Genomic DNA, 16359 nt, shown 5'->3' on the forward strand with positions numbered 1-16359 from the left:
AGCTTCGCTCTTCTTGAATGGAATCGCAGTGGAAATCCCAGTGCGGCAATGCTGCGCGCCGGCCGCAAAAGGCGGCTTGACCATGGTCAACTTTTCACAGATTCCGTATTCGGGTTAGCCCGCGAACGGGCGCGCGAAGGCGTCTGCATCGAAGCCCGGGAGGGTTGCGGGTAAACCCTTAAAATCGGTGCATTCCCCACTCGCAACCCAGGAGTACCCGCATGTCAGCCCTTGACCGCTCGTCAGGCTCGCGCGCATCCGGCGGCTTGATCGGCGCCTTCAAGGCCTTCGCCGTCGAGGCCGGCGCGCTGCTCGATGCCTTGTTCAGCCCCGGCAGGATCATCGAAGAAGTCGAAGAGATGCGCGCGCTGCACCAGCGCGCGAACGGCCTCGAGGCCACCGACCCGCAACGCGCCGCAGTGTTGCGCTGGCACGCCTCGCGCGTCGGGCTGCGCTGAGCTCAGCGGCCCGCGGGCTGCTGCTCGAAGGGCTCGCCGTTCCAGCCGAGCAGCTCCGCCAGCCGCCTGACGATCCACCGGGCTTCGGCCGCGGAGACACCGGCCTCGGGGGTGTTCAACCCATCGTGGATGCGCATGAGGATCTCCGCTTCCGATGGCACCTCGACATGGTTCAGCACCTGCGCGTGCGAAACGAGGTGATTGGCAAGGTCCTCGCAGACCTCGTAGCGCGCCCGCACTGTGGCGATGGGCTCGACCAGCCGCTGCCGCGCGTCGGTATGGAGCGCGAAGAAGGAAGGCGGGATGTGGATCTGGTAGTCGTCGGACATGTGCTGGCGTCCCAAGAAAAACGCGCCCGAAGGCGCGTCGTTCGTGCGAGGAAAGGAAGCCGGCCGGGCTCAGCCGCCCTTCTTGGCCCGCTTGCCCGGGTTCTTCTTGCTGCGGGTCGCGGTGCCGCGCTCCAGGCTCACCTTCTGGCCTCCGCCCATCTTGGGCAGGGTGTAGCCGGACATCGGAACGGGCTTGGGAGTGGCCTTGCGGTCGGCCTCGGTGCGGATCTTCTGGGTCATGGAGGGCTCGGTCAAAAAAGGGGGAAGGGCGACATTAGGCCACATCGAGCAGCCGTACCTTGACGGAGCGGCCCTTGACGCGACCCGTTGAAAGCTTGTGCGCGGCCTCGCGTGCGATGCGCCGGTCTACCGCGACGTAGGTCGAGAATTCGTTGATGCTGATCTTGCCGACCTGCTCGCGCGTGAAGCCGGCCTCGCCGGTCAGCGCGCCCAGTACATCGCCGGCGCGGATCTTGTCCTTGCGTCCGCCGGTGATCTGCAGCGTGGCCATGGGCGGCTGCAGCGGACCTTCGGCGTCGCTCGCGGCGGCGGCCAGCTCGGCCAGCGGATGCCACTCGGAAGCGCGGCCCTGGAGCTGCTCGATCCTGCCGACGCGGCCCATCTCGTCGAGGCTGGCCAGGTTGAGCGCCAGGCCCTCGGCGCCGGCGCGGCCGGTGCGGCCGATGCGGTGGACGTGGACCTCGGGGTCCGGCGTCACGTCGACGTTGATGACAGCCTCGAGCTGAGCGATGTCGAGCCCGCGCGCCGCCACGTCGGTGGCGACCAGTACCGAGCAGCTGCGGTTGGCGAACTGCACCAGCACCTGGTCGCGCTCGCGCTGCTCGAGCTCGCCGTAGAGGGCCAGCGCGCTGAAGCCCTGGGCCTGGAGCACCTGCGCCAGGTCGCGGCACTGCTGCTTGGTGTTGCAGAAGGCGAGCGTGCTCTGCGGCCGGAAACTGTTCAGCAGCAGGCCGACTGCATGCAGCCGCTCGCTGTCGTCCACCTCGTACCAGCGCTGGCGGATCTTGCCTGCCTCGTGCTGCGTCGTCGCCACCGCGATCTGCTGCGGATTCTTCATGAATTGCGCAGCGAGCTTGGCGATGCCCTCGGGGTATGTGGCGGAGAACAGCAGGGTCTGGCGCTCCTTCGGGCATTGGCGCACGACCGTCGCGATGTCTTCGAGGAAGCCCATGTCGAGCATGCGATCGGCCTCGTCGAGCACCAGCGTGCCGAGTGCCTCGAGCTTCAGGCTGTCGCGCTCCAGGTGGTCGAGCACGCGGCCGGGCGTGCCGACCACGACGTGGGCGCCGTGCGCGAGGCTGGACAGCTGGCCGCGCAGCGCCACGCCGCCGCACAGCGTGACCACCTTGATGTTCTCCTCGGCGCGGGCCAGGCGGCGGATCTCGGCCGTCACCTGGTCGGCCAGCTCGCGCGTGGGGCACAGCACCAGGGCCTGCACCGCGAAGCGGCGCGGGTCGAGCCGCGTCAGCAGCGGGAGCGCGAAGGCGGCGGTCTTGCCGCTGCCGGTCCTGGCCTGGGCGATGAGGTCCGCGCCGCCGAGCGCCGCCGGCAGGCTGGCCGCCTGGATCGGCGTCATCTGCAGGTAGCCGAGCTGCCGCAGGTTCGCCAGCATGGGCGGCGATAGCGGCAGCGTCGAGAAGTCGACGGCGGGGCCGGTCACGGGGGCAGTGCTCAGCGGCGGGGGCCGTTGTTGCCGCCGGTGGGCGGCGGGCCGCGGCGTTCCAGGTGCCGGAACGTGATGCGGCCCTTGGTCAGGTCGTAGGGCGAGAGCTCCAGCGACACCTTGTCGCCGGCCAGGATGCGGATGTGGTGCTTGCGCATCTTGCCGCCGCTGTAGGCGATCAGTTGATGACCGTTGTCCAGGGTCACGCGGTAGCGGGAGTCGGGCAGCACTTCGGTGACTGCACCGTTCATTTCGATCAGTTCTTCCTTGGGCATGAGGACCTCTGAATGTTGCGTGGATGATTTCGAATCGGGCGCCTGCGCAGGGCGACACCGCCTTGCGCCTGAAAACAGTGAGAAGGGCGCGGGCCCGCCGGATCTGGCGCCCACCGGAGCGGACAGCGCGCTCTATTCGCTTCAATGGAGTACGAAGGCAGTGGCGGCATTCATGGGCACCCGGTCTGGCGCACCAACACACTGCGTGAGCCGGCCGAGAGAGAGCCTGAGGAACCCAGGTCGGCCGGGGAGTGACGAATGCTTCGTCGACTATCGAAGCGAACCCCGCATTCTAACCGCTCTGGCATGACTGTTGCTCGGCGCCGCAACGCCATCGGCAAAGCCCATGGGCCCGGAACGACATCGCGGAGCAGGCTTGCGGGCGCGCGGACTGCGGCGCACCATCGCATCAACCATCGTTCCGAGGAGCGCGGCCATGAAAGATCCAGCGTCGTCACGGCGGCTCCAGATGCTTGTCGCTGGGGTCTGCTGGCTGCTCCTGCTGGCCGCGGTTCCGCTGACCCTGGCCGCCACTCCGCCCCGGCCCGATGCTTCCTCCCGCCAGGTGCAGGCGCTGCAGCGCGCGGGCGACGCGGTGGTGGCGCTGCGCGTCACCGCGACCGACGGCGCGACCTCGGCCGACAGCCTGGGCGTGCGACGCTCCGGCTCGGGCGTGGTGATCGGTCCCGACGGGCTGATCCTCACCATCGGCTATCTGTTGCTCGAGGCCGAGACCATCGAGGTCATCACGCAGGACGACCGCACCCTGCCCGCGCGCCAGGTCGCTTATGACCTGGCGACCGGCTTCGGCCTGCTGCGGCCGTTGGTTCCCTTGCGGGGCATCGCGCCGGTGCCGTTGGTGGGGGTGGCCGGCCTGAGCCCAGGCGAGCCCCTGCTGGTCGCCACCGGCAGCAACAGCGGCACCGAGGTGGGCTTCACCCGGCTGCTGGCCGTGCGGCCCTTCTCGGGCTACTGGGAGTACCACATCGAGTCGGCATTGTTCACCAGTCCACCAGTGCCCAATCACAGCGGGGCGCCTCTCTTCAACCGGGATGGCGAGCTGCTGGGCATCGGCAGCCTGTTCGTGCTGGAGGCAGGGGACGGCAAGGAGCAGCGGGTGATCCCGGGCAACATGTTCGTACCGGTCGAGCTGCTGCGGCCCGTGCTGGACGAGATGCAGGCCACCGGCCGCAGCAGCGCCAGCATCCGGCCCTGGCTGGGCCTGTCCTCGTCGGAGCGCAACGGCCAGGTGCACATCGTGCGCGTCGACCGCCAAGGGCCCGCGCTGGCGGCCGGGCTCCAGCCGGGAGACGTGGTGCTGGAGGTGGACGGCATCCAGGTCGCCACACTCGAGGCCTTCTACAAGCAGCTCTGGAAGCTCCCGGCGCCAGACGCCGAAGTGGAGCTCACGGTGCAGCAGGGCTCCGAGACGCGCAAGGTGCGCGTCCATGCAGTGGACCGCATGAAGACGCTGCGCAAGCCGGCCGGGATCTGACTCAGCGCCGGATGCCCAGCGTCCGGCGGTTGGCCGCGCTATCGATGGCGCCGGCCGCGAAATCGTCGAAGGCCCTGTCGGCCACGCGGATGATGTGGTCGGCGATGAACTGCGCGCCCTCGCGCGCCCCGTCCTCCGGGTGCTTGAGGCAGCACTCCCACTCCAGCACCGCCCAGCCGGGGAAATCGCAGGCCGCCATCTTCGAGAAGATGGCGCCGAAGTCGACCTGGCCGTCGCCCAGGGAGCGGAAGCGTCCGGCCCGGTCGATCCAGGGCTGAAAACCGCCGTAGACGCCCTGCTTGCCGGTCGGGTTGAATTCCGCATCCTTCACATGGAAGATCTTGATGCGCTCGTGGTAGTGGTCGATGTACGCGAGGTAGTCGAGCTGCTGCAGCACGAAGTGGCTGGGGTCGTACAGCAGGCAGGCGCGCGGATGCTGGCCCACGCGCTCCAGGAACATCTCGTAGCTCACGCCATCGTGCAGGTCCTCGCCCGGATGGATCTCGTAGCAGACATCGACGCCGGCATCGTCGAAGGCGTTGAGGATCGGCAGCCAGCGCCGCGCCAGTTCGTCGAAGGCCTCCTCGATCAGCCCGGGCGGGCGTGGCGGCCAGGAATAGAAGTAGGGCCAGGCCAGCGCGCCAGAGAAGGTGGCGTGCGCCGTGAGGCCGAGGTTCGCCGAAGCCTTGGCCGCCAGGTACAGCTGCTCCACGGCCCAGGCCTGGCGCTTCATCGGATCGTTGCGCACCTCGGGGACCGCGAAGCCGTCGAAGCCCGCGTCGTAGGCCGGGTGCACCGCCACCAGTTGGCCCTGAAGGTGGGTCGACAGCTCGGTCATCCGGATGCCGTGCCGCGCGAGCGTGCCCTGCACCTCCTCGCAGTAGGTCTTGCTCTCCGCGGCCAGGCGCAGGTCGAAGAGCCGGGGGTCCCAGCTCGGAATCTGCACGCCCTTGAAGCCCAGGCCGGCAGCCCAGCCGGCGATGGCGTCGAGCGAATTGAAGGGGGCGCTGTCGCCCGCGAACTGGGCCAGGAAGACGGCAGGGCCCTGGATGGTCTTCATTCGATCACTCCTGTCTGTCGAGTCGCACGCCAAAGAGGAGGATCCTATCGCCGCGGCGCTGTCCGACGCAGCGGCGGGGTGTGCTGTCCACTGCGAGGGGCTTTGGAACGTTTCACAATGCTTGTACCGTTACAGAAGGCGCGCGGCCCCAGCGCGGCGCCTTGATCGCGATGCCACAAACCGTTTCCGGCCGATTGAAGATCGGCCTGTCCGCCTGTTTTTCCCACGCCGACCCGGCGCGCTCGCTGTTCACCAACAAGACGCTGCAGTACGTCGAGCAGTCCATCACCCATTGGCTGATGTCGGCCGGCGCGATGGTGGTGATGGTGCCCTGCCCCACAGGCGAGACGGCGCGCGGCGACACCAAGCTATCGCACTACGCGGAATGGCTCGACGGCGTGGTGATGCACGGCGGCGCGGACGTCTGGCCCGGCAGCTACGGCGAGGTGCCGCTGAAGGACGCCTGGGTCGGTGACCGCGTCCGGGACCTCTACGACCTCGCGCTCGTCGAGGCCTTCGAGGAGGCCGGCAAGCCCATCTTCGGCGTGTGCCGCGGCCTGCAGCTCATCAACGTGGCCTTCGGCGGCACGCTCTACCAGGACATCGAGGCGCAGCATCCCAACGCGCTGCGGCACCGCGATCCGGTGACCTACGACCAGAACTTCCACGAGATCGGCTTCGCGCCCGGCTCGCGGCTGGCGAAGCTCTATCCGGGCATCGAGCGTGCGCGGGTCAACAGCATCCACCACCAGGGCGTGAAGGACCTCGCGCCCGGCTTCGAGGTCGAGGCCTGGAGCATTCCCGACCGTGTGCCCGAGGCCATCCGCCGCAAGGACGGCCGCGGCCGCAGCTACATCGCCGCCACCCAGTGGCATCCGGAATTCCACAAGTACGGCAGTACCGAGACGGTGGACGACACACCGATCCTGGAAGACTTCCTCTGGGCCTGCGCGACCGCGAAGGTGAGCCCCAGGGGGCCGCTGCGCACCGCGCCCGGCCGCATCCGCAACCGTGCTGCGCGGCTGCTGCGCCAGGCGCTGCTGATGCGCTAGCGCTAGTCGCGCGAGGAGCGGTTGTGCGTGCCGGTGACGGCCGCGTCAATGGTTCCGAACACCGTCACCCCGCTGCTGCTGCCGATGGTCGGACGCTCGCCGTTGGCGGCCCCGGGCGACGACGCACACCCCGCGACGGCGCCCAGCGCCACGATGAAGCACAAGGCGGAAACGAGCTTCTTCACTGGATCTTCCTTTCGTCGTTTGGTCAGCTCAGGTGCTTGCCCACGATCCCCGCGATCTCGAACATGGTCACCTGATCCTTGCCGAACACCGGCCTGAGCTTGGCGTCGGCGTTGATGGCGCGCTTGTTGGCCGCGTCCTGCAGGCCGTTGGCCTTGATGTAGTCCCACAACTTCTTGATGACCTCGGTGCGGGCCACGGGTTCCGCGCCGATCACCGCGGCCAGGGCGCCGCTCGGCGTGAGGCCTGCTGCCGGTTTGCGCGGCGCCTTGGGTGCTGCGGCTTTCTTCGCCGCGGGCGCCTTCGCCTTGGCCGGCGAAGCAGCCTTCTTCGCGGCCGCCGGCGGCGCCTTGCCAAAGCTCTTGCGCGGCGGGAACTTGCTGTCGCGCGGCGCGAACTCGAAGCTCACCTTGCCCTCCTCGGCATTCCAGGCCAGGAAGGCCTTGAAGGGCCGGCGCGTGCGCATCGAGACGAACTTGTCCAGCAGGTCGGTCTTGCCGGTGGCCAGCAGCTTCTCGATTTGCGCGCGCTCGACCGGCTGCTGCAGGATGATCTTGCCGGTCTTGAAGTCGCAGCTCGGCGTCGGCTGGGCCTCGGTGGGCACCGACTTCTCGCAGACGTAGTTGCTGGCGTTCTCGAACACGCGCGCACTGCACTTCGGGCAGGGCCCCAACGGGTGCTGGTCGCTGAAATCGACGATCTCGCCGGTCTCGCCGTTCTTGTCGTCGCCGAAGTCGAACTCCAGCTTCCAGTTCTGCGCCTCTTCGTCGTACTTGAGGATGATCTCGGAGGTGAAGGGCCAGCCGGCCTTGGAGCGGAAGCCTTCCAGCGGGCCAACGTGCTTGTCGCGCAGCAGCTGCTCGGCCTCCGCCACCTCGAAAGTGCGGCCGGCCGGGGACTTGCCGAAGGAGAAGCCGCAGCCCTCCTGCCCCGCCTTGCCGGTGCAGGCATAGCGGCGGTAGTTCTCCCTCACAACGCCGCCGCAGTTCGGGCAGGGCGTGGACAGCGTCGCGTAGTCCCCCGGCACGGTGTCGCGGTCGTATTCCTTGGCCTTTTTGACGATGTGCTCCGTCATTTGGGCGATCTCGCGCATGAACGCGGCGCGGCTGAGCTTGCCGTGCTCCATCTGCGCGAGCTTGTACTCCCATTCGCCGGTGAGCTCGGCCTTGGAAAGCTCCTCCACGCCCAGGCCGCGCAGGAGCGTCATGAGCTGGAAGGCCTTGGCGGTCGGGATCAGCTCTCGCCCCTCGCGCAGGATGTACTTCTCGGCCAACAGCCCCTCGATGATCGCCGCGCGCGTGGCGGGCGTGCCCAGGCCTTTTTCCTGCATGGCCTCGCGCAGCTCGTCGTCGTCGATGGTCTTGCCGGCGCCTTCCATCGCGCCGAGCAGCGTGGCTTCGGAGTAGCGCGCCGGCGGGCGGGTCTTGAGGGCCTTGAGCTCCGCCGATTCGACCCGCACGATCTCGCCGGGCTTGACCGGCACCAGGCGCTTGCCGTCCTTGTCGTCTTCCTTCTCGTCGTCCTGGGCTTCCTTGCCGTAGATCGCGAGCCAGCCCGGCTTCACCAGCACCTTGCCGTCGGTGCGGAAGGGGTACTTCTTGCCGCCCTGCTCCACCGTGCTGATGCGCGTGGTGACCTGGTACTCGGCGCTCGGGAAGAACACCGAGAGGAAGCGCCGCACCACGAAGTCGTAGAGCTTCTGCTCGGCGTCCGACAGGCCACTGGGCGCCTGCAGCGTCGGGATGATCGCAAAGTGGTCGCTGACCTTGGCGTTGTCGAAGATGCGCTTCGAAGGCTTCACGTAGTTGTCGTCCAGCGCCTGCCTGGCGAAGGGGGCGAGGTGCTTCATGCCGCTGTTGGCGAGCATGCCCATGGTCTGCTTGACCACGGGCAGGTAGTCCTCGGGCAGCGCGCGCGAGTCGGTCCGCGGGTAAGTCAGCGCCTTGTGACGCTCGTAGAGGCTTTGCGCCAGCGCCAGCGTGGTCTTGGCGCTGTAGCCGAAGCGGCTGTTGGCCTCGCGCTGCAGCGAAGTCAGGTCGAACAGCAGCGGCGAGGCGGTGGTGGTGGGCTTGCTCTCCTCGGTGACGCTGGCCGGCTTGCCGCGTGCGGCCTCGGCAATCTCCCTGGCTTCGCGTTCGCTCCAGACGCGATCGGCGCGCTGCTCGGGATCGGCCAGGCCGTCGGGTCCGGGCGGCGGCTTCTTCCAGGCCGGGTCGAACCACTTGCCGAGGTAGGCGCCGGCCTCGGCCAGGAAGCTGCCGTGCACTTCCCAGTAGTCGCGGCTCACGAACTTGCGGATCTTCTCCTCGCGCTCGACCACCACCGACAGCGTGGGCGTCTGCACCCGTCCGACCGTGGTGAGGAAAAAGCCGCCGTCACGCGAGTTGAACGCGGTCATGGCCCGGGTTCCATTGATGCCGACCAGCCAGTCGGCCTCCGAGCGCGAGCGCGCGGCATCGGCCAGGCCCTGCATCTGCTGCTCGGTGCGCAACTGCTCGAAGCCTTCGCGGATTGCTTGCGGCGTCATCGACTGGAGCCACAGGCGCTTGACCGGCTTGCCCAGCGGCGCCTTTCCGCCCGCGTACTGCTCGATCAGGCGAAAGATCAGCTCGCCCTCACGGCCTGCGTCGCAGGCGTTGATGAGCTGCGTCATGTCCTTGCGCTTGGCCTGCTTGACCACCGCGTTGAGCCGGGTCTTGGTCTTGTCCACCGGTTTCAGGTCGAAGCGCGGCGGGATCACCGGCAGGTTGGCGAAGCTCCACTTGCCCCGCTTGACGTCGAACTCCTCGGGCGCCTGGATCTCGACCAGGTGGCCGACGGCGCTGGTCACCACGTAGCGCTCGTTCTCGAAGTGTTCCTCGTGCTTGTCGAACTTGCCGGCCACCGGCGTGAGCGCGCGCACGATGTCCTGGGCCACCGACGGCTTCTCTGCAATTACCAAAGTCTTCATCAACAGTTTCCTCGTATCAGGCCGACGCCGGCCGCCGACGATACGCAGTGCGGGAGCGTGGGGCCCACATCTACAATCTGCGGCTTCTCGCGTGCGCACGCGCACGCGCATGCGTACATATTCAAACTAACAGACTTCGGCGATGCCTTCCAAATCCCCCACAACCGGCGGTCGCCGCATCCAGACGCGACGCTCCGGCGTTCACGGCAATGGCGTGTTTGCCGTGCAGGACATCGCGGAAGGCGAAACGCTGATCGAGTACAAGGGCGAGCTGATCTCCTGGAAGGAGGCCCTCCGGCGCCATCCCCATGATCCCTCCCAGCCCAACCACACCTTCTATTTCCACATCGATGACGAGCGCGTGATCGATGGCGGGGTCAAGGGCAATGCCGCCCGCTGGATCAACCACTCCTGCGAGCCCAATTGCGAGGCCGACGAGGACGAGGGGCGGATCTTCATCAAGGCGCTGCGCAACATCGCGGCCGGCGAGGAGCTCAGCTACGACTACGGGCTGATCATCGACGAGCCGATGACGAGGAAACTCAAGGCCGAGTTCCCCTGCTGGTGCGGTTCCGACCAGTGCCGCGGCACCCTGCTCGCGACCCAGGAGGGCGGGAAAAAGGACAAGAAGAAGAAGAAAAAGGACAAGAAGGCGAAGAATGCCGGGAAGAAGGACGACAAGCACTGACCATGGCCCCCTGGTTCGAAGAGGAGATCGCCGCCGCCGTGTCCCCCCTGCTGCCGGGGCTGGCGGTCGAGGTCGTCGACGAGATCGACTCGACCAGCAGCGAGCTGATGCGGCGCGCCCGCGACGGCCACGCACGGCCGGTGCTGCTGGTCGCCCAGCGGCAGACCGCTGGCCGCGGCCGCATGGGCCGGCCCTGGCAAAGCGCGCAGGATGCGCACGAGCCCGCCTCGCTCACCTTCTCGCTGGGCCTGCCGCTGATGCCGCGGGACTGGTCGGGGCTTTCGCTCGCGGTCGGCGTCAGCGTGGCAGAGAGCCTGGATCCATCGAACCGGGCCCGCCTCGCACTCAAGTGGCCCAACGACCTGTGGGTCGATGACCGCAAGCTGGGCGGCATCCTGATCGAGACCGCCGTGCCCCAGGACGGCACGGCCGAGCGCTACCTGGTGATCGGCATCGGCATCAACATCGGCGCGCGCGAGGCCGCGGGCATGAGCGTTGCGCCGGCCTGGATCGCGCAGTGGCGCCCTGAGGCCACCGCCCCCCATCTGCTGCGCGAGATCGTCCCGCCGCTGGTGGCGCACGTGCTGCTGTTCGGCGACCGGGGCTTCGTGCCCTTCGCCGAGCGCTTCGCCGCGCGGGACGCCCTGCGTGGCCGCGAGGTGCAGCTCAGCGACGGCAGCGCCGGGCGTTGCGCAGGCGTCGGCTGGGGCGGCGAGCTTCTGGTGCAGACGGCGGCGGGCATGAAGACCATCACCAGTTCCGAGGTCAGCGTGCGGCCGGCGCCAGCGAACGGTTGACCATGCGACTGCGCGCACTCGTCGTCCTCCTGCTGCTGGCGAACCTGCTCTACTTTGCCTGGGCGCGCGGCGGGCTCGCCCTCTTCGGCACCGTCCCCGCGCGCCTGAGCCAGCGCGAGCCGGAGCGGCTGGGTCAGCAGATCCGTCCGCAGCTGCTGCAGATCCGCAGGGACGAGAGCCCTGCGCCCGCCAGCCCCAGGCCCTAGGCCTGCCCCCGCTCGTTGGCGTCGAAGCGCAGGCTGAAGCGTGCGCCGGGCGGCTGCTGGCCGGGGCGTGCGTCTTCCAGAACCACCGTCGCATAGTGCTGCCGCGCGATCTCGAGCACGATCGGCAGGCCCAGGCCGGAGCCGTCGGCCTCATTGCCGAGCACGCGGTAGAAGGGCTCGAACACCAGCTCGCGCTCGTTCTCGGCAATGCCTGGGCCGTTGTCCTCCACCTGCAGCACGATGATGCGGCCGAAGGGGTCGCCCAGCACGCGTGCCGTGATCACACCCGGCCGGCCCGGCGCCGAGGGCGTGTAGTTGATCGCGTTGTCCACGAGGTTGCGCACCAGTTCCTTCAGCAGCGTGGGATTGCCCTCCAGCACCACGCCCGGGGCGCCCGCCTCTGCCCCGTCGTAGCCCAGGTCGATCCGCTTCTCGATCGCGCGCGGCACGGCCTCGCGCACCACCTCGATGGTGAGCCTCGCCAGGTCGCACGGCTGGCGCGCCACGGCCGCGCCGCTACCCTCGGCGCGTGCCAGCGACAGCAATTGGTTCACCGTGTGGGTGGCGCGCACGCTCGCCCGGCCGATCTGCTTGAGCGACTGCTTGAGCTCGTCGGCATTGGCCCCCTCGCGTTGCGCCAGGTCGGCCTGCATGCGCAGCCCCGCGAGCGGTGTCTTGAGCTGGTGCGCGGCATCGGCCAGGAAGCGCTTCTGCGTGCCGATGGAGTCGTTGAGCTTGTTCAGCAGCTCGTTGACCGACAGCACCAGCGGCACCACCTCGAGCGGCACCGAGGACTCGTCCAGCGGACTCAGGTCGCCGGGACGCCGCTCGCGTATGCGGGCCTCGATCACCGACAGCGGCTTGATGCCGCGCACCAGCGCCAGCCAGATCAGCAGCACGGCCAGCGGCAGGATCGCGAACTGCGGCAGCAGCACGCCCTTGATGATCTCGGTGGCGAGGACGGATTGCTTTTCGCGCGTCTCTGCCAGCTGCAGCAGGGCCGGTGGCGCTTCGGGCGTGCCGCCGGCGATCCACAGCGAGGCCACGCGCACCGGCTGGCCGTGGATGTCCCCGTTGTGCAGGTACACCACGCCCGGCGTGGGCAGGTCCTCGGTATTGGGATGCGGCAGGTCGGGCTCTCCGGCGAGCAGCCGGCCGTCGCCGTCCTGCAGCTGGAAGTACACGTGGTCCGCGTCATGTGCGCGCAGGATCTCGCGCACCGAAGGGGTCAGCACGAAGCTCTCGCCGCGTAGCGTCGCATCCACCAGCTTGGCCAGCGCGCGAACGTTGTATTCGAGCGTGCGGTCGAAGGGCGCATTGGCGATGCCCTGCGCCACCAGCCAGGTCACGCCGATGCTGACCGGCACCAGCAGCAGGAGCGGCGTGAGCATCCAATCGAGGATCTCGCCGAAAAGGGAGCGCTGCGCGCGCTGGAAGAGCTTCACCGAGCGCTTTGGGAAGGAGGACGGATCAGGGGATCTTTTCGAGGCAGTAGCCGAGGCCGCGGACGGTGGCGATGTGGATGGGGCCCTTCTCGATCTTCTTGCGCAGGCGGTGGATGTAGACCTCGATCGCGTTGAGGCTCACCTCTTCGCCCCACTCGCACAGGCGCTCGACCAGCTGGTCCTTGCTCACCAGCCGGCCTGCGCGCTGCAGCAGCACCTCGAGCAGGCCCAGCTCGCGCGCCGACAGCTCGATCATCTTGCCGTCGATGGTCGCCACCCGCCCAGCCTGGTCGTAGACCAACGGGCCGTGCTTGATGGAATTGCTCGTGGCGCCCATGCCGCGCCGGGTGAGCGCGCGCACGCGCGCCTCGAGCTCCTGCAGCGAGAAGGGCTTGGCCATGTAGTCGTCGGCGCCGTAGTCCAGGCCCTTGACTCTTTCCTCCACGCTGTCGGCGGCGGTCAGCACCAGCACCGGCAGCTGCGAGCCTCGGGCGCGCAGGCGCTTGAGGATGTCGAGGCCATGCATGTTGGGCAGGCCCAGGTCGAGGATCAGCAGGTCGAATTCGCTGTTGGTCATCAGCGCGGCGTCGGCTTGCGAGCCGGTGGCCACGTGGTCCACCGCCGAGCCCGAGGTGCGCAGGCTGCGCAGCAGCGCATCGGCCAGCACCTGGTCGTCTTCCGCAATCAGTATTCGCATGCCGCGTCTCCAGACATGGCGGGCTTGCGCGGGCCGCCGGGCCGTCTCCCCTCGCGGATTCTAGGCCGCCGCATAGGCTTCGAGCCCAATGGAAACCACGGTGGCGATGTCGTTGCCGACGCTGGCGCGGAATTCGCGTTCGGCCTGCGCCACCGCCTTGCGGAAGGCCTCGAGCCAAGCCAGGCCGTCGGCGGTGAACGCCACGCGCCGCGCCCGGGCATCGTGCGCATCCGGGCCGCGCGTTACCAAGCCCCAGGCCTCGCACTGGTCGACCAGCTTGCCCATGGCTTGCTTGGTCATCCCCGCGCGTTCGGCCAGCTCGGTCAGCCGCGAACCCTCGCGCGCCAGATGGCGCGTGATATGGATGTGGGCAGCGCTCACCTGTTCGCGCGCCGCGAGATTCGACAAGGCGAGCGGCACGTCGGCGTCGTGCGCCATGAGAGCCAGCACGCGCTCGTCGAAGCGGCGCATGGCATGGCCAAGCAGGCGGCCCAGGTGGGTCTGGCGCCAGGCGTCGGAATCGATCGGGAATGCAGGGTCTGCCATCGGCTGTCGATAGTAAGGCAAGCTGACCAAAAAATAGGTTTACTCGAACCCATCGGCCCCTACACTACTGTTCAGACATCCAGGCTGTCTTTAAAAGCAGTCTCGATGAATCCCCCTACAACCCATTGATCCCCCAGGAGATTTTCCGCATGGACGCACTCGTCAAAGGCAGCAGCATCTCGGTCGCAGGCAGCGAAAAGGCCAAGGCCCTCCAGGCCGCCCTGGCCCAGATCGAGAAGCAATTCGGCAAGGGCACCATCATGCGGCTTGGCGAAGGCGAGGCGCTGGAGGACATCCAGGTGGTTTCCACCGGCTCGCTGGGCCTGGATATCGCCCTGGGGGTCGGTGGCCTGCCGCGCGGCCGTGTGATCGAGATCTACGGCCCGGAATCCTCCGGCAAGACCACGCTCACGCTGCAGGTCATCGCCCAGATGCAGAAGCAGGCCGGCACCTGCGCCTTCGTCGATGCCGAGCATGCGCTGGACGTTCAGTACGCGCAGAAGCTGGGCGTGAACCTGTCCGACCTGCTGATCAGCCAGCCCGACACCGGCGAGCAGGCCCTGGAAATCGTCGACTCGCTGGTGCGCTCGGGCGCGGTCGACCTGATCGTCGTCGACTCGGTGGCCGCGCTCACGCCCAAGGCCGAAATCGAAGGCGAGATGGGCGACTCGCTGCCCGGCCTGCAGGCGCGGCTCATGAGCCAGGCGCTGCGCAAGCTCACCGCCACCATCAAGAAGACCAACTGCATGGTCATCTTCATCAACCAGATCCGCATGAAGATCGGCGTGATGTTCGGCTCGCCCGAGACCACCACCGGCGGCAATGCGCTGAAGTTCTACGCCTCGGTGCGCCTGGACATCCGCCGCATCGGCACCATCAAGAAGGGCGACGAGGCGATCGGCAACGAGACCAAGGTCAAGGTGGTGAAGAACAAGGTTTCGCCGCCCTTCAAGACGGCCGAATTCGACATCCTGTTCGGCGAGGGCATCAGCCGCGAGGGCGAGATCATCGACATGGGCGTGGCCGCCAAGATCGTCGACAAGTCGGGTGCCTGGTACGCCTACAACGGCGAGAAGATCGGGCAGGGCCGGGACAACGCGCGCGAGTTCCTGCGCGAGAACCCGACGCTCTCGCGCGAGATCGAGAACAAGGTGCGCGAGTCGCTGGGCATTCCGCTCCTGCCCGAGGACGCGGGCGAGGGCGCATCCGGGGCCTGATCACCGGCGATGGCTTTCAGTGCACCTTCCCTCAAGGGTCGCGCACTGCGACTGCTCGGGCAGCGCGAGCACTCGCGCAGCGAACTCGAGCGCAAGCTGGCCAAGTACGAGGAAGAGCCCGGCTCGTTGGCACGCGCGCTCGACGAGCTGGCCGCCAAGGACTTCATCAGCGAGGCGAGGGTGGTGCAGTCGGTGTTGCACCAGCGCGCGGCTCGTCACGGGGCGGCGCGCGTACGCCAGGAACTGCTGCACAAGGGCGTCGCGCCGGAGGCAGTGGCCGAGGCGGTGGCCAGCCTTGCGGCCAGCGAGCTCGACCGGGCGCGCGGAGTCTGGCGGCAGCGCTTCGGCACGCCGCCGCAAAACGCGGGCGAGCGGGCCAGGCAGGTCCGATTCATGTTGGCGCGCGGCTTCGCCGGGGCCGTGGTGGCCAAGGTGCTGCGCCAGGACTTCGAGGACTGAGGCCGAGACAGGCGCGTCTCAGAGGCCCAGCATCAGCTTCAGGTTCTGCACCGCCGCGCCGCTGGCGCCCTTGCCCAGGTTGTCCAGGCGGGCAATGACGACCGCATGGCGGTGGTCCTCGTTCGGGAACACGCGGATCTCTAGGTTGTTGGTGTCGTTCAGCGCCAGCGCGTCGAGCTTGCCGTCCTCGGTGGGCGGCAGCACCTTCACGAACTGCTCCGGCGTGTTGCTCTTGGCGTAGTGCGCCGCCAGCGCCTCCTGCAGCTCACCGGCCCTGGGCTTGCCGGGGAGATCGTCCAGATGCAAGGGCAGCTGCACCAGCATGCCCTGCTTGAAGTTGCCCACCGAGGGGATGAACACCGGCCGGCGCGTCAGGCCTGTGTACTTCATGATTTCGGGGATGTGCTTGTGCTTGAGGCCGAGGGCATAGGTCTCGAACAGCGGCGCTTCGCCCTTTTCGTAAGCCTCGATCATGGTGCGGCCCCCGCCCGAGTAGCCACTGACGGAGGGCAGGGCGATGGGATGGCCGGGCGGCAGCAAGCCCGCGTCGACCAGCGGGCGCACGATGGCGATGGCACCGGTCGCATAGCAGCCGGGATTGGCCACGCGCTCGGCCTTGGCCACCGCGTCCTTCTGCCCGGCCACCAGTTCGGGAAAGCCGAACACCCAGCCCGCGGCGGTGCGATGCGCTGTCGAGGCGTCGATGATCTTGGGACGGCGGCCCTGGCCTTCGAGCTGGTCGATGAGCGCCACGGATTCGCGTGCCGCGTCGTCGTGCAGGCAGAGCACCACCAGGTCGACGCCCGCCATCAGCTCCC

At 68.1% G+C, this 16359-nt stretch carries 19 protein-coding genes; 8 read left to right on the top strand and 11 right to left on the bottom strand.

Annotation, left to right across the window (positions count from 1 at the left end; genetic code table 11):
* The first annotated feature begins 221 nt into the window (after positions 1-221).
* On the top strand, positions 222-458 hold the full coding sequence (locus tag APY03_RS19855; RefSeq protein WP_068679331.1) for a hypothetical protein: 237 nt from the start codon (positions 222-224) through the stop codon (positions 456-458).
* 2 nt (positions 459-460) lie between these two features.
* On the opposite strand, the gene APY03_RS19860 is transcribed toward APY03_RS19855, so the two are convergent.
* From APY03_RS19860 to infA, 4 genes are all read right to left on the bottom strand, one after another.
* Entirely contained in the window at positions 461-787 is a 327-nt protein-coding gene (locus tag APY03_RS19860; RefSeq protein WP_068679399.1) for a hypothetical protein, read from the bottom strand.
* 69 nt (positions 788-856) lie between these two features.
* Complete coding sequence (locus tag APY03_RS42580) at positions 857-1027, bottom strand: hypothetical protein (RefSeq protein WP_174262774.1); 171 nt, start codon at positions 1025-1027, stop codon at positions 857-859.
* 34 nt (positions 1028-1061) lie between these two features.
* The gene (dbpA, locus tag APY03_RS19865) at positions 1062-2483 is read right to left on the bottom strand and encodes an ATP-dependent RNA helicase DbpA (protein WP_068679403.1); all 1422 of its coding nucleotides are present in this window, start codon (positions 2481-2483) and stop codon (positions 1062-1064) included.
* Positions 2480-2746, bottom strand: a complete 267-nt coding sequence (gene infA, locus APY03_RS19870) for a translation initiation factor IF-1 (protein ID WP_068679401.1) — start codon at positions 2744-2746, stop codon at positions 2480-2482. Before infA ends, dbpA begins: the two co-directional genes overlap by 4 nt.
* A 436-nt stretch (positions 2747-3182) precedes the next feature.
* On the opposite strand from infA, the gene APY03_RS19875 reads away from it, so the two are divergent.
* A complete protein-coding gene (locus APY03_RS19875; RefSeq protein WP_083944479.1) occupies positions 3183-4241 on the top strand; it encodes a S1C family serine protease in 1059 nt (352 codons plus the stop codon).
* A 1-nt stretch (position 4242) separates the two neighbouring features.
* On the opposite strand, the gene APY03_RS19880 is transcribed toward APY03_RS19875, so the two are convergent.
* On the bottom strand, positions 4243-5301 hold the full coding sequence (locus tag APY03_RS19880) for a sugar phosphate isomerase/epimerase family protein (RefSeq protein ID WP_068679333.1): 1059 nt from the start codon (positions 5299-5301) through the stop codon (positions 4243-4245).
* 170 nt (positions 5302-5471) lie between these two features.
* Here APY03_RS19880 and APY03_RS19885 point away from each other — a divergent pair, with 170 nt between their 5' ends.
* Positions 5472-6353, top strand: a complete 882-nt coding sequence (locus APY03_RS19885; protein ID WP_068679407.1) for a gamma-glutamyl-gamma-aminobutyrate hydrolase family protein — start codon at positions 5472-5474, stop codon at positions 6351-6353.
* A 2-nt stretch (positions 6354-6355) separates the two neighbouring features.
* On the opposite strand, the gene APY03_RS19890 is transcribed toward APY03_RS19885, so the two are convergent.
* Positions 6356-6538, bottom strand: a complete 183-nt coding sequence (locus APY03_RS19890; protein WP_068679334.1) for a hypothetical protein — start codon at positions 6536-6538, stop codon at positions 6356-6358.
* A gap of 23 nt (positions 6539-6561) precedes the next feature.
* Complete coding sequence (locus APY03_RS19895) at positions 6562-9486, bottom strand: DNA topoisomerase III (RefSeq protein ID WP_083944480.1); 2925 nt, start codon at positions 9484-9486, stop codon at positions 6562-6564.
* Positions 9487-9628: 142 nt separating this feature from the next.
* Here APY03_RS19895 and APY03_RS19900 point away from each other — a divergent pair, with 142 nt between their 5' ends.
* The 3 genes from APY03_RS19900 to APY03_RS19910 are packed head-to-tail and all read left to right on the top strand — an operon-like array spanning position 9629 to position 11177.
* Positions 9629-10174, top strand: coding sequence for an SET domain-containing protein (locus APY03_RS19900; protein ID WP_068679338.1), 546 nt, complete (start codon positions 9629-9631; stop codon positions 10172-10174).
* Positions 10175-10176: 2 nt separating this feature from the next.
* Entirely contained in the window at positions 10177-10971 is a 795-nt protein-coding gene (locus APY03_RS19905) for a biotin--[acetyl-CoA-carboxylase] ligase (RefSeq protein ID WP_068679340.1), read from the top strand.
* A 2-nt stretch (positions 10972-10973) separates the two neighbouring features.
* Positions 10974-11177 (top strand): sporulation protein, encoded by a 204-nt coding sequence (locus tag APY03_RS19910; protein WP_068679342.1) that lies wholly within the window; start codon positions 10974-10976, stop codon positions 11175-11177.
* Here APY03_RS19910 and APY03_RS19915 read toward each other — a convergent pair.
* From APY03_RS19915 to APY03_RS19925, 3 genes are read right to left on the bottom strand one after another with little or no spacing between them, the layout of a single operon-like run.
* A complete protein-coding gene (locus APY03_RS19915) occupies positions 11174-12622 on the bottom strand; it encodes a sensor histidine kinase N-terminal domain-containing protein (protein ID WP_068679344.1) in 1449 nt (482 codons plus the stop codon). The two genes, APY03_RS19910 and APY03_RS19915, sit on opposite strands and share 4 nt — an antisense overlap.
* A gap of 25 nt (positions 12623-12647) precedes the next feature.
* The gene (locus APY03_RS19920; RefSeq protein WP_068679346.1) at positions 12648-13319 is read right to left on the bottom strand and encodes a response regulator; all 672 of its coding nucleotides are present in this window, start codon (positions 13317-13319) and stop codon (positions 12648-12650) included.
* 60 nt (positions 13320-13379) lie between these two features.
* Positions 13380-13865, bottom strand: a complete 486-nt coding sequence (locus tag APY03_RS19925) for a MarR family winged helix-turn-helix transcriptional regulator (protein ID WP_068679348.1) — start codon at positions 13863-13865, stop codon at positions 13380-13382.
* 149 nt (positions 13866-14014) lie between these two features.
* Between APY03_RS19925 and recA the strand changes: the two genes are divergently transcribed.
* Both recA and recX read left to right on the top strand, forming a co-directional pair.
* A complete protein-coding gene (recA, locus tag APY03_RS19930; protein WP_068679350.1) occupies positions 14015-15082 on the top strand; it encodes a recombinase RecA in 1068 nt (355 codons plus the stop codon).
* 9 nt (positions 15083-15091) lie between these two features.
* On the top strand, positions 15092-15541 hold the full coding sequence (recX, locus tag APY03_RS19935; protein ID WP_068679352.1) for a recombination regulator RecX: 450 nt from the start codon (positions 15092-15094) through the stop codon (positions 15539-15541).
* 18 nt (positions 15542-15559) lie between these two features.
* Here the strand turns inward: recX and argC are convergent.
* A partial coding sequence (gene argC, locus APY03_RS19940; RefSeq protein WP_232324343.1) for an N-acetyl-gamma-glutamyl-phosphate reductase occupies positions 15560-16359 on the bottom strand: 800 nt, incomplete at its 5' end.

It is taken from the genome of Variovorax sp. WDL1 (assembly GCF_001541225.1).
Taxonomy (GTDB): domain Bacteria; phylum Pseudomonadota; class Gammaproteobacteria; order Burkholderiales; family Burkholderiaceae_C; genus Variovorax.

Excerpts from the sequence above, each read along its gene's own strand:
- APY03_RS19885 (WP_068679407.1), top strand. The coding sequence starts at position 5,472 with ATGCCACAAACCGTTTCCGGCCGATTGAAGATCGGCCTGTCCGCCTGT.
- infA (WP_068679401.1), bottom strand. The coding sequence starts at position 2,746 with ATGCCCAAGGAAGAACTGATCGAAATGAACGGTGCAGTCACCGAAGTG.
- APY03_RS19910 (WP_068679342.1), top strand. The coding sequence starts at position 10,974 with ATGCGACTGCGCGCACTCGTCGTCCTCCTGCTGCTGGCGAACCTGCTC.
- APY03_RS19860 (WP_068679399.1), bottom strand. The coding sequence starts at position 787 with ATGTCCGACGACTACCAGATCCACATCCCGCCTTCCTTCTTCGCGCTC.
- APY03_RS19920 (WP_068679346.1), bottom strand. The coding sequence starts at position 13,319 with ATGCGAATACTGATTGCGGAAGACGACCAGGTGCTGGCCGATGCGCTG.
- recA (WP_068679350.1), top strand. The coding sequence starts at position 14,015 with ATGGACGCACTCGTCAAAGGCAGCAGCATCTCGGTCGCAGGCAGCGAA.
- APY03_RS19905 (WP_068679340.1), top strand. The coding sequence starts at position 10,177 with ATGGCCCCCTGGTTCGAAGAGGAGATCGCCGCCGCCGTGTCCCCCCTG.
- APY03_RS19925 (WP_068679348.1), bottom strand. The coding sequence starts at position 13,865 with ATGGCAGACCCTGCATTCCCGATCGATTCCGACGCCTGGCGCCAGACC.
- APY03_RS19900 (WP_068679338.1), top strand. The coding sequence starts at position 9,629 with ATGCCTTCCAAATCCCCCACAACCGGCGGTCGCCGCATCCAGACGCGA.
- APY03_RS19855 (WP_068679331.1), top strand. The coding sequence starts at position 222 with ATGTCAGCCCTTGACCGCTCGTCAGGCTCGCGCGCATCCGGCGGCTTG.
- APY03_RS42580 (WP_174262774.1), bottom strand. The coding sequence starts at position 1,027 with ATGACCCAGAAGATCCGCACCGAGGCCGACCGCAAGGCCACTCCCAAG.
- recX (WP_068679352.1), top strand. The coding sequence starts at position 15,092 with ATGGCTTTCAGTGCACCTTCCCTCAAGGGTCGCGCACTGCGACTGCTC.
- APY03_RS19895 (WP_083944480.1), bottom strand. The coding sequence starts at position 9,486 with ATGAAGACTTTGGTAATTGCAGAGAAGCCGTCGGTGGCCCAGGACATC.
- APY03_RS19880 (WP_068679333.1), bottom strand. The coding sequence starts at position 5,301 with ATGAAGACCATCCAGGGCCCTGCCGTCTTCCTGGCCCAGTTCGCGGGC.
- APY03_RS19875 (WP_083944479.1), top strand. The coding sequence starts at position 3,183 with ATGAAAGATCCAGCGTCGTCACGGCGGCTCCAGATGCTTGTCGCTGGG.